At 44.0% G+C, this 12,206-nt stretch carries 12 protein-coding genes; 5 read left to right on the forward strand and 7 right to left on the reverse strand.

Annotated elements, in window-relative coordinates; all coding sequences use genetic code 11:
• The first annotated feature begins 2 nt into the window (after positions 1-2).
• Positions 3-161, forward strand: coding sequence for a hypothetical protein (locus ACPZ3T_RS14600; protein WP_490277067.1), 159 nt, complete (start codon positions 3-5; stop codon positions 159-161).
• Here the strand turns inward: ACPZ3T_RS14600 and ACPZ3T_RS14605 are convergent.
• The 4 genes from ACPZ3T_RS14605 to ACPZ3T_RS14620 all read right to left on the reverse strand — a co-directional run bounded on the left by ACPZ3T_RS14605 (position 120) and on the right by ACPZ3T_RS14620 (position 5,187).
• Positions 120-1,439 (reverse strand): D-alanyl-D-alanine carboxypeptidase, encoded by a 1,320-nt coding sequence (locus ACPZ3T_RS14605; RefSeq protein ID WP_490277068.1) that lies wholly within the window; start codon positions 1,437-1,439, stop codon positions 120-122. The genes ACPZ3T_RS14600 and ACPZ3T_RS14605 overlap by 42 nt on opposite strands.
• Positions 1,440-1,833: 394 nt before the next feature.
• Entirely contained in the window at positions 1,834-2,904 is a 1,071-nt protein-coding gene (locus tag ACPZ3T_RS14610; RefSeq protein WP_490277069.1) for an LOG family protein, read from the reverse strand.
• Positions 2,905-3,189: 285 nt separating this feature from the next.
• Positions 3,190-3,519, reverse strand: a complete 330-nt coding sequence (gene trxA, locus ACPZ3T_RS14615; protein ID WP_490277070.1) for a thioredoxin — start codon at positions 3,517-3,519, stop codon at positions 3,190-3,192.
• 504 nt (positions 3,520-4,023) lie between these two features.
• Positions 4,024-5,187, reverse strand: coding sequence for a GuaB3 family IMP dehydrogenase-related protein (locus ACPZ3T_RS14620; RefSeq protein WP_490277224.1), 1,164 nt, complete (start codon positions 5,185-5,187; stop codon positions 4,024-4,026).
• A gap of 224 nt (positions 5,188-5,411) precedes the next feature.
• Here ACPZ3T_RS14620 and ACPZ3T_RS14625 point away from each other — a divergent pair, with 224 nt between their 5' ends.
• From ACPZ3T_RS14625 to ACPZ3T_RS14640, 4 genes are all read left to right on the forward strand, one after another.
• Positions 5,412-7,874, forward strand: coding sequence for an endonuclease MutS2 (locus tag ACPZ3T_RS14625; protein WP_490277071.1), 2,463 nt, complete (start codon positions 5,412-5,414; stop codon positions 7,872-7,874).
• 21 nt (positions 7,875-7,895) lie between these two features.
• Positions 7,896-8,168, forward strand: a complete 273-nt coding sequence (locus ACPZ3T_RS14630) for a hypothetical protein (RefSeq protein WP_490277072.1) — start codon at positions 7,896-7,898, stop codon at positions 8,166-8,168.
• 450 nt (positions 8,169-8,618) lie between these two features.
• Entirely contained in the window at positions 8,619-9,224 is a 606-nt protein-coding gene (locus tag ACPZ3T_RS14635) for a DUF3038 domain-containing protein (RefSeq protein ID WP_490277073.1), read from the forward strand.
• 21 nt (positions 9,225-9,245) lie between these two features.
• The gene (locus ACPZ3T_RS14640) at positions 9,246-10,820 is read left to right on the forward strand and encodes a DUF4335 domain-containing protein (RefSeq protein WP_490277074.1); all 1,575 of its coding nucleotides are present in this window, start codon (positions 9,246-9,248) and stop codon (positions 10,818-10,820) included.
• Positions 10,821-11,036: 216 nt separating this feature from the next.
• Here ACPZ3T_RS14640 and ACPZ3T_RS14645 read toward each other — a convergent pair whose 3' ends face one another.
• The 3 genes from ACPZ3T_RS14645 to ACPZ3T_RS14655 are packed head-to-tail and all read right to left on the reverse strand — an operon-like array spanning position 11,037 to position 12,130.
• Positions 11,037-11,495 carry a ferredoxin gene (locus ACPZ3T_RS14645; RefSeq protein WP_490277075.1) on the reverse strand — a complete coding sequence of 153 codons (459 nt, stop codon included), beginning with the start codon at positions 11,493-11,495 and terminating at the stop codon, positions 11,037-11,039.
• Entirely contained in the window at positions 11,495-11,881 is a 387-nt protein-coding gene (locus ACPZ3T_RS14650) for a DUF1257 domain-containing protein (protein ID WP_103139046.1), read from the reverse strand. The genes ACPZ3T_RS14645 and ACPZ3T_RS14650 overlap by 1 nt, the downstream gene beginning before the upstream one ends.
• A 39-nt stretch (positions 11,882-11,920) precedes the next feature.
• On the reverse strand, positions 11,921-12,130 hold the full coding sequence (locus tag ACPZ3T_RS14655) for a DUF2997 domain-containing protein (protein ID WP_490277076.1): 210 nt from the start codon (positions 12,128-12,130) through the stop codon (positions 11,921-11,923).
• Between the last annotated feature and the right edge of the window lie 76 nt (positions 12,131-12,206).

Consider the following 12,206-nt stretch of genomic DNA (forward strand, 5'->3'; position numbering starts at 1 on the left):
GATTGGGGAGTGGGGAGTGGGAGGATAAGGGAGATAAGGGAGACAAGGTAGACAAGGGAGACAAGGTAGAATTTACTTCCTCTACCCCTACACCCCTACACCCCTACACCCCTACACCCCTAACCTCTAAACACAATCTCATTGCGCTTAGTATTACCTAATTCTGGTAATGATTTAGCTGTATGGGGAGTGAGGGCATTAGGAACGCTGGCAGGAACTTCTAATTGTTGTACGAGATTTTGTAGGAGTTTATCTTGTTGTTGGCGAAAAGCTGTGATTTGTGAACCACGGTTAATAATTGCAAACCAAACTAAACCGCGATCGCGTGTTGGTACAACCCCAGCTAAAGCACTGACATCTCTTAAAGTCCCAGTTTTCATGACAGTGGCTGACGGTAGGTGTCGATACTGCATTGTGCCTCGGTGATCAAATCCAGAGGTGGGAAATAAATCAGCCAAGTTGAGTTGATCAGCTGCAGCCGCTTGCTGAATTGCCATTAACATCGCACAAGCAGCCCTAGGGGAAATGCGGTTTTCTTGTCCCAGTCCTGAGCCATTAATTAACTGAATTTCTGCCTCTGGTACATTCGCTAATTTGGCGGCTTTTACCTGTACTACTGTATGACCACCTACCGCTTCTGCTAGCATTTGCGCCATTTCGTTGTTGCTGTAAACATTCATCTCCTTGATTAATTGTTTCAAGGGTAGAGAACGGTGACGTACTAGTAAAGTTTGTTGGGGTTTAGGCTGGGGTGTAAATTTGACTTGTCCGGCAATCACAAGCTGGGGTTTGGGTGTACCCTTGGGCATGATGGAATGAATATAATTGGCTGGACGAGTCCAAGATTTGGAATTGAGAGCTTGCTTGAGCATTTGCCCAGCTAGTAGGGGATGACGCTGGAAATTCATGGCGAAATTGCCAGTGATGACTAAATTTCCCTTAACTTGCTTGATCCCCATTTTATTGAGAGTATTACCTAAAGCGATCGCTTCCTCCCAAACAAACATCGGATCTCCACCACCAGTAATGACTAAATCTCCTTGTAAAACACCCTTTACTATTGGCCCTGTAGCACTAATCATCGTATCAAATTGGTGCTGAGAACCCAAAGTTTGCAAAGCCACCAAGGAAGTTGCAATTTTAGTCAGAGAAGCCGCAGGTAAAGGTGTTGTACCTTGATGATCAGCCATCAATACTGGCCCAGACTGCATCCAAATTCCCTGACTTTGAGTCAGATTCTGGGCGATTAACTTAGATGTTAATAATCCTTGGAGATATTGTTTAACGGTATTAGCTCCTGCTGGATTGGGATCGGGTGCAATAACTAAGCCAGGGCTACTTTGCCAAGTTAGTAGTTCCAAGGCATCTGACGGCTTGATCTGAACTCCAGCCATCTCTAACCACAGAGATACCAAACCTGAACCCAACAATTCCAGCATGATTTAATCCTCTTAGGATATAACAGAACACAAAAATTTAATTTACTGTGCTACTATACGGGATTTTTGGTGTAAATCAGTATTGAGACGTAATAATTTAGTGGTTTTTCCCTCTATGGGTAGATTAAATGACATAGTTTGCGTATCTCCCTTGACAATACCTCGGATTTCAGCATTGAGTCAGGGCGATCGCAGATATATTGACTAAATTATCTACATTTACCAAATTATTCAAGATCAATAAAATCAGCAAACAAAGTCATTTAGTGATTGCCTACGTTTAAAGGTTGTTTTGGCTATTTTTCTGGAAGCATTTGTTTCCAGCAAATGAGGTATATTTGCTTGCAGGCGACGAAGTTATAGTCAGCAAATCATTGTGGCTCTCATTGTTGAACTATTTTTTTTCTGGATGTAATTGCTCTTTTGAGGAAATCATCCCCATCTGGTTGATTACGGCGATCATTTGATACAAACGTCCTAAATCTCGTTGGTTAAAGTATAAAACTATGCGTGGTAGGTCAACAGTTTCGTCTTGGTTTTCTTGTGGTAGAGCCTGACTTTTCTCAATTTTTCCTTTGACAATAATGTCACTAAATTGATCATTGAGATATTCCACTTCTGTATCTGATAACTCTTGCATCAAGCGAATTACCAACTGATCACCTACATAGCGACTAGAGTGATAAACCTGGTAAAAACGGGTGATAGCATCACAAGCTACTTCCAAGTTATCGGTGACGGTGTAAAGACTGGGATCTTCAGGACTTACCAAGCCTGTTTTCACCAGATGTTCATCAATGTATTGACTCCAAGATTGCCAATAATTACCGCCTGGGTGGTCAATTAAAACTACGGGGACGGGGCCGAATTTACCTGTTTGGCTTAATGTCATGCACTCAAAAGCTTCATCTTGAGTACCAAAGCCGCCAGGGAATAAGGCGACAGCATCACTTTCTTTGAGGAGAAATAACTTGCGGGTAAAGAAATATTTAAAATGAATTAACTTAGGATCACCCTCAATAATTGGGTTAGCTTGCTGTTCAAAAGGTAACTGAATATTTAAGCCAAAAGAATTGTCTCTACCTGCACCCTCATGACCAGCTTCCATAATTCCACCACCGCCACCAGTCATGACCATAAAACCTAACTGGGTGATGGCACGGCCAAATTTTAAAGCCATTTGGTACTCTGGTGTGTCTGGCGAGAGACGAGCCGAACCAAAAATTGTGACTTTGCGGACGTGTCGATAGTCATAAAATAGCTCAAAGCCTCGCTCCATATCTGCTAGAGAGGCAGACAATATCTTCCAATCGAGGCGATCGATATCACTATCAGCTAGGCGAATGATAGTAGCTAGAGCCTGCTGAATGTATTGCCGATGTTTTAAAGTCGGTAAGCGGTCAATTAATGCACCGAGATCCTTTTGGAGAGACTCGAATGTGTCAAACGACGCAGATGAAGTCATGGGAACTGCCAACACAATGGCATTACATTTTACCTAATTTTGGTGTGCAATTGAGCGATCGCTGTTCATTAGTCAACAGTCAACAGTCAAAATTTAACGGTTAACAGTCCCTAACAGGTTGATGAGTCTTAATGAAATGTCAATTTGTCAGTGTGATTCTGACTCTATTTTTTAGAGCATAAAGGGTTTGTGAGACGATCAATTTCACATCTCACAAACTTACTGACAAATATTGACTCAAATTTAATCACTAATCGACTACTCAAAAGAAATTGACTTGTTTGATTACTTATCAAAATACTTTTCCAAGGTGTTAACTAATGTAGTTTTAGGTACTGCACCCACTACCATGTCAACCTTTTGTCCACCTTTAAAGATCATCAAGGTGGGGATGCTGCGGATGCCGTATTGGCTAGCAACTTGGGGATTTTCATCCGTGTTGACTTTCACAACTTTTAGTTGACCTTCGTACTGAGATGCGATTTCATCAACGACAGGTGCTACCATTCTGCAAGGGCCACACCAAGGAGCCCAAAAATCGACCAGAACAGGTACATCGCTATCGAGTACCTCTTGCTTAAAAGTAGAATCTGTAACTTGTGCGGCTGCTGACATGCCTAAAAACCTTTGCCAATTATATTTCTGACTTTCGTGAAAATTCTACCATAGCAAAAACATCGAACAGAAATATAAGGATGTACATTTGCAAAGAACTCCAGAATTTATTCATAAATTTATAGACATAAGGAACCGCCCGAACAGTAGTCCGGGCGGAGTGTGGTGTGAGGAGTGAACGGAAACATGCGTCTCCGCTATTTCTATTGTAGGCGACAGATGTGATTTTTCCAGGGAATGTTTAAGACTGTGGAAAAAAATTTCTGAAGTATTGAAGGTATTTATGTATTCAGGATTAGGTATTTATTAGGTGTAGGGGTATAGGGGTATAGGGGTGTAGGGGTATAGGGGTATAGGGGTATAGGGGTGTAGGGGTATAGGGGTGTAGGGGTTTAAGAAATGATGAATTTCTCTATGATTTTACAATTATTCCTGACTTAGTTGCTTAAAAATCAAGGACTCTCCAACTATTGCCTATTCCCCTAACCCTATTCTCCTAACCCTTTATTTACCCATGCCTAATTGTTGAGCTTTTTGATAAACTTTACCTTCGGTTAGCAAAGAAGGCGCAATCACAACTTCGACTTGCTGCATTTCTTTGAGATTTTTCGCGCCTAATGTTCCCATGCTAGTTTTTAAAGCACCCAAAAGATTGTGAGTACCATCATCTAGCCCGGCTGGCCCGGTGAGGATTTGCGCTAAAGAACCGGTTGTACCAACCCTAATTCGCGTCCCACGGGGCAGTACTGGGCTAGGAGTAGCCATACCCCAGTGATAGCCTCTTCCGGGGGCTTCTGCGGCTCTAGCAAAGGGAGAACCGATCATCACACCATCAGCACCACAGGCGATACATTTACAGATGTCGCCACCGGTGATTAAACCACCATCAGCAATGATGGGGACATACTTACCAGTTTCTTGGAAGTATTCGTCACGGGCGGCGGCGCAATCCGCGATCGCAGTTGCTTGGGGTACACCCACACCCAATACACCGCGAGATGTACAAGCTGCACCGGGGCCAATCCCTACTAATACAGCCGCCGCGCCAGCTTTGAGCAACTGCATAGTAACTTCGTAAGTTACACAGTTCCCCAAAACGACCGGGATAGGCATAGAACGGCAAAATTCTGCCAAATCGAGGGGTGTAACTGACTCTGGTGATAGGTGAGCAGTAGAAACTACTGTAGCTTGGATAAAGAATAAATCTGCCCCAGCTTTGGCAACGACTTCGCCATATTTGCTAGCACCTACTGGAGTAGCACTAACTGCGGCAATACCGCCTTGTGCTTTAATTTCCTGAATACGTTTTTCAATTAATTCTGGCTTAATTGGCTCGGCATAGAGTTCTTGCATCAAGGAAACAAATTCATCTTTACCTACGGATGCAATCCGATCCAAAATGGGATTTGGGTCAAGATAGCGAGTTTGGATACCCTCTAGATTGAGAACACCCAATGCACCTAGCTCTGACAGCTTGACAGCCATCCCCACATCAACTACACCATCCATTGCACTGGCAATGATGGGAATTTCTCGTTCGATATTACCAATTTTCCACCGAGTATCGGCTAAACTCGGATCGAGTGTTCTGTTACCGGGGACTAAAGCAATTTCATCAATGCCATAGGCTCTACGAGCTGTCTTCCCCCGCCCAAGTTGAATTTCCACGCTGTTAACTTTTCTAAATTCTGTTCTAGCTAGGGTATCAAATTGTGAGATAAATTGCAGCGTTTTTTTTGGATTGGGAATGGGGCATTGGGAATGGGGCATGGGGAATTGGGGAAATCAAGACTAATGACTAAAATCTAAAAGTCTTCATCCCCAGTCAAGGGTCAATAGTCAACACTCAAGCTAGAATTGATACGATACTTGTCAGATTTGATGTTGCAGCCTTGATCCAATCTGAAACTTTAGAACTACTGGAATGGCATCGTTTATGCCAGCACCTCTCTACGTTTGCCGCTACTAAGTTAGGGGCGATCGCATCTTTGCGTCTCCAAATCCCTGCATCTCAAGCAGCAAGTGAGCATTTATTAGCACAAACTAAGGAAGTCTATCAACTAGAAAGTCGCGTCACGACGGGATTGTCTTTTGAAGGAGTTCAAGATATTGGTGATTCCTTAGAACGGGCAGAACTCCAAGGGATTTTGGCTGGGGATGAATTATTGGCGATCGCTACTACTTTGGCAGGGGCGAGAAGTTTACGCCGTGTTATTGATAACCAAGAAGATTTACCAGTATTAAAACAACTTGTCGCTGAGTTACGCACTTATCCCGAATTAGAGCAAGAAATTCACCGTTGTATTGATGAGCGAGGGCAAGTAACTGACCGTGCTAGCGTTAAACTCGGAGAAATTCGCACGGAATTGCGGAGATTACGCAGCCAAATCACCCAAAAGCTGCAAAATATCTTACAAGCTAAATCTGGGGCAGTTCAGGAACAAATTATTACCCAACGGGGCGATCGCTTTGTTATTCCCGTAAAAGCACCACAAAAAGATGCGATTCCTGGTATTGTTCATGACACTTCGACTAGTGGCGCAACTCTTTACATTGAGCCAAATTCAATTGTGCCGATGGGCAATCAATTGCGTCAAACCATCAGGAGAGAGCAAGCGGAAGAAGAAGTCATTAAACGGGCTTTAACGGAACAAGTGGCAGCCGTCAAGCCTGACTTAGAAAGGTTATTGGCAATTGTCACTACATTGGATTTAGCAACCGCCAGAGCCAGATATAGTTTATGGTTGCAAGCTAATCCCCCTAGATTTGTAGACCGAGAACAACAGGAAATCATCACCTTACGACAGCTACGCCATCCTTTATTAGTTTGGCAACAGCACCACGAACAAGGTCATGCAGTCATTCCCGTTGATTTAATAATCAGTCCACATATCAAAGTGGTGACAATTACCGGGCCGAACACTGGGGGCAAAACTGTCACACTAAAGACCCTAGGATTGGCAGCATTAATGGCCAAAGTAGGTTTATTCGTCCCAGCCCGTGAGCCAGTAGAAATCCCCTGGTTTGACCAAATATTGGCAGATATCGGTGATGAGCAATCCCTACAGCAAAGTTTATCTACTTTCTCTGGTCATATTCGCCGCATTAGTCGCATTTTGAATGCTTTAGGCAATGAGGGAGATGTGACAGGTGACAGGGAACAGGTGACAGACGACAGGGAAGAAGACACAATGCCCCATACCCTATGCCCCATGCCCTTAACCCAATCTCTAGTTTTACTCGATGAAGTTGGTGCGGGGACAGATCCGGCGGAAGGGAGTGCTTTGGCGATCGCACTTCTCAACTACTTGGCTGATCATGCCCAGTTGACAATCGCCACAACTCACTTTGGCGAATTAAAAGCCCTCAAATACGAAGATGCGCGTTTTGAAAACGCTTCGGTAGAGTTTGATGAGACGACTTTATCCCCTACCTACCGTCTATTGTGGGGGATTCCGGGACGTTCTAATGCTTTGGCGATCGCTTTGCGTTTGGGATTAAAACCAGAAGTAGTAGAACAGGCAAAAACCCAAGTGGGGGAGGCGACAGACGAAGTAAATCAAGTAATTGCAGGGTTAGAAGCTCAACGTCGTAGTCAAGAAACTAAAGCGGCAGAAGCGCAAAAACTCTTACAACAAGCGGAACGGTTGTATAAAGAAGTATCAGCAAAAGCCGCCGCCCTAGAAGAAAGGGAACAATCCCTGAAAGTTTCTCAGGAAGTTGCTGTACAACAAGCAATTACCCAAGCCAAAGGTGAAATTGCCAAAGTTATTCGCCGCTTGCAACAGGGTACAGCCACAGCCCAAGATGCCCAAAAAGCCACCCAGTCCATTAATCAAATTGCCCAAAAGTATCAACCAGCACCACCGCCTAAACAAAAAATTGGCTTTATGCCCAAAGTAGGCGATCGCATTCGCTTATCTCAATTTGGACAAACAGCAGAAGTTTTAACCGCACCAGATGAAGATGGCGAATTAAGCGTCCGCTTTGGGATTATGAAGATGACTGTCAAGCTGCAAGATATCGAATCCCTTGATGGTCAAAAACCAGAACCCATCGCTAAACCCAAACCCAGCCCTGCCACGGTTACACCACCACCCCCAGCCGCCCCAGCCATTCGCACTTCCAAAAATACTGTCGATATCCGTGGTAAACGGGTAGCTGATGCGGAAATAATTTTAGATAAAGCCATTTCCGAAGCTCAAGGTCAAATCTGGATTATTCACGGTCACGGCACTGGCAAATTACGTCAAGGTGTCCACGCCTTTTTACACCAGCATCCCAGAGTCAGCCGCTTTGAAGCCGCAGAACAAACTGATGGTGGTAGTGGGGTGACTATTGCTTATATTGGTTGAGGCAGGGGGGAGGGGGCAGGGGTGCAGGGGGCAGGGGGCAGGGAGCAGGGGAGCAGGGGGAGACAAGGGAGACAAGGGAGGGGGGAGTGTGGGGAGAGAGGGGAGTGTGGGGGGAAAGATTTGTTCTCTACCATCCCACACCAAGCACACCCTGCCCTGACGAGGTTTCAGCTTAACAAGCGTGCTATTCCCCCATGTCCAATGCCCCATGCCCAATTCCCAATGCCCAATGCCCCATGCCCAATTCCCAATTCCCAATTCCCATTAACTAACAACCTAATTTTTAAGCAATAAATATCACAAGTATTAGATGAGAATTTTTCATATTTAGATTATTCATGACCTAATGCTGCTAGTAATGAATAATTAAAGGGGAGATTATTTAAAGATATTTATTTATACTTTTGTACGGAATTAGCTGATTAGATTCGTAAATTTTACCAGCAAAATATATCTTTAACACTGTTGAAAATAAAAATTCATCTTGTAGAGTAAGACAGTGACAATTGCTGTTTATCAAAAGTAAGAAAAGTAAGTGTAGAGAGAAGGGTGTAAGAGTGTAGGGGTGTAGGGGAAAAGATATCATTATCCTCTTTAATTGTGAAATTTATTTCCTGCCCCCTCCCCCCTGCACCCTGCCCCCTGCCCTGCCCCTCTGCCTTCTAAACAAGAAACCAACTCTCATCATCAAGAGTCTGGTTTCAAAATGGGTAACAGCAACCGCCCCTATCAGCCTGATCACCTATGCTAAAAGTTATGCACTCGGCCGCTGATTCAGCCACTCCCAATTCCCAGTGGGAGGACTTAACTAAACTTCCCAACCCTAATGTTGTGCAATGGGAAAACATTAAAACCCAGTTAGATTTAGTGCTGATGGCACTAGAAACTTTAACTGGCCTTGGTTCTGAGGCGATGCTCTCAGCCGCAATTGATTTGAATTTGGAGTCGAGAGTGCCAGATCGCGTAGCTTTATGGCGACTGCGACAGTCGAATCCCATACGCAAAGGTCAAGGAGGGCGAAAAAAACTAGATGTAGAAGAAGCGCGATCGCTAGTTCTGATTATCTGTTACCTCGCCAAACAGCACCAAGAATTGATTCGCCGTGCTGTGGGACTACTTGAACAAGTGGCGGCAAAAAATCGAGAACCGCATCAGGTTGCTTTACTGGGAGATTATATTGATGCTTTCTGCAACACTTACCAAGAACGCATGGAAGAGGATGAACAAATCTCAACGGATCTACTTACCAATTTGTCTATCAAGCTGCTGATAGATTTACTGTTTTACAGCGCACCTGGTGGACATCGCCGTCTCTGGTTAGCACTCATAGACCGTTCTGCAAAAATTTGAAAACCTTTTGTTTGTCCTACCATGCCTCTATCAAACTCTATTATTCGTCGCTACACACCTCCTACTTGTACTCTAGAAGTATCAGCCCAAAGTTCTCCTTTATCTCGGTGGATGGGGAAACCTGTAATCAAGCAGTTAACTTTTGAGTTACGCTTTGATGATCCAACTGTGCCAGAAGAACAGCGAGTGCCAATCAGAGGCGATCGTGATCAACTAGAAGCTTTATGTGATGCTGTCACTACTTACGTACAAGAACTTCTACAACGCTCGCCGGAAAGCTTTTGCTTTAGTTTGTCTGGTTTTGAGGATTCCACTAAAGTATCGGATAACACAGAATTAACAGATTTCCAGCCAGAACCTTTATTAGCCAAAACATCAAATAATTCTACATTCCCAATTTCAGGGTCAAAAATCTACTTAGAAGCCAACAGTTATTTAACTCACAATTTATATCTCGGTTCTCTGGCTAATCAAGTGTCTGGTGCTGTTATTTCCCTGACTCTTTTGCAACTGTTTGATTTAGCAAATGCTTTAGATGAATATACAGCTGATGTCTTAGCGTTACCTATGCTCAACCAAAATGGTTCAGTGGTACGCTTCCCTACCTGGGTGACTGTAGCTGCAATGTTTGTTATAGCTATAGGTTTAACGCCTTTGACTTGGCAATATGCTAGCAATCTGCGAACAAAGGAGACACAAACCGCCAAAACAGCAGAGTCCCCAGAGTCACAAGTTGCTCTCCAACTGCCACCTGAGCCTAATTTCCCTACACCTCAAGCACAACTGACTCCCCCTAATAATTCTTCATCCTTACCTCTGACTTCTACCCCTGTATTACCTCCCAGTACTAATTTACCGACAACAACCCAGCCATCTCTTAGTTCTGATCTAGCAGCTAATTCTCTGGAATCAAAACCAACATCGAGTTTACCTCAAACACAAATTCCACCAGTGTCTAGCAATTCACCAGTTAACATCCCAGATCAACAAATTGCTATTCAATCTAATCCTTCATTACCAAGTAACTCCCCAGATTTGGGGCTTCCTATCAAACGGAATTTACCACCCAGGCCATCTTCTACTCCCGCCCCACTCCCTGCGCCACTGGCTACTATACCAAATGCTAGCAGTAGCAATGCTGTTCCTAGACTTTACTCACCAGTCACTTCCCCACAGCCTGAAGCCAGAATTAGTTCCTCTGCAACTACCCCCTCCAATGTCCCTGATACTAATTCCTTAGCCAGAAGATTAAGGGAGACACGCAACAATCCCACACCCACAGAAGTTTCTGTGAACAGCAGCAGTACGCTATTTGATACACCCCAAGTAGCAGAAGCTAGAGCATTTTTGCAAAAACGCTGGCAGCCGCCTACAGGATTTGAGCAAACTCTAGAATATAGCGTGATGGTTGGTGTGGATGGCTCAGTTGAACGAATTGATCCATTAGGTAAAGCCGCTAGAGAGAACTTTGATATGGCGGGTATGCCTGCCATTGGAGAACAGTTTGTTTCTGCCAATCGCTACGGACGCAATAGTAGAATTAGAGTTGTTCTCAGTCCAGATGGCAAGGTACAGACTTTTCTCGAAGGTGAATGAGATTTATGTTTTCGATATTTATGTTGGGTTTCGTTGCTCAACCCAACCTTCTATATTGAGGGAAAATCGCTCCCATCCATCTCTTGAAACTGTTCCCTGTTCCCCCAAACCTGTTCCCTACCTCCACTAAAGAACTTTTTCAGCAAATCCTAAATATCACTCAAAACAAAAGGACTACTCAAAGCAGTCCTTTTGTTTTAACTTAAAATTTCTATTTTAATAACGGGATTTTTTGTACCTTAATTTTTGTTTCTTCTGCCGCTTTTGTGATGTAGCAACTGCATGATCTACCGGGTAGCCAACAACGGGAATAACCTGATATTTGCGATCTTCTTCTAACTTTCTCAGTTCTGTGTAGTCAACCCAATGAATGCAATCAACCGGACAAGTGTCAATTGCTTCTTGAATAACTTCTTCCGCGTCCCCATCTTGGCGAATTGCACGCGATCGCCCATAATCTGGTTCAATATAAAAGGTATTACGCGCTACATGAGCGCAGTGTTTACAGCCAATACAGGTGATTTCATCAACGTAAACACCTTTTTGGCGTACTATACCCCCCAATTCCGGTTCTAGTCCAGAACGTTCTGGCGCATCCCGTAAAAAACCGCCGAGTTCTGGCTCGAAACCGGAACGATCTTCTTGTTGTTCCGGTGACGGCAGAAAATCATCCATTACGCACTCCAGCGTTGTACAACTAAGCGAATCGAACCATCTGCATTTTTTTGCTGTTCAGCTACCTGAAAGCCTACACGCGCTGTTTCTTGTACTACTGTTTGATAAGCATAACGCTGAGTAACTTGCCGCAAGAAACCATCTACAGATAGATTTTGCTGCCAATATTGCAAGTCAGCAACTAGTTCGTATTCTTTGCCATTCCATCTAAAACCGATATCATAGCCATTTTCCTGCTCAATGGTAATTTCCGCAGGATGGGTTTGACCACGATATCCACGTACTTCTCTAGGGCCGGGTTTCCAGTCAATGCCTAAGTCAGTCAGAGCATCTTTTAAGGATTCTAGGTTACGGATTTGAGTTTTAATTTGGCTAAAGTGTGACATGGTTGTTGTAAATCGATGACACTAAACTATGTGGAAAACTTACCAATCGCTGTAGGTAGTGTTTGTATTCACTACACTAGATTCCTGCACATTAGCAGCGAAATATTCTGAGGTTGGCTCTTGAGTAAGTACTTGCCCTAGCTGTGCCTCTATCGCGGCTGTAACTTCAGCACAAGAAGCTCCTACAATGCCAGTGACTTTTTCCTGTACCCGACCGTCTGGATAAATTATGAACTCTAATGTCTCCATGCTCTTGGCCAACCACAATAAACACTTTCGGATTTTACTGCCTTAGCAGCAGGCTATATGTATAGCCGGAGGAACA

This window comes from Aliinostoc maniaoense (assembly GCF_058172895.1).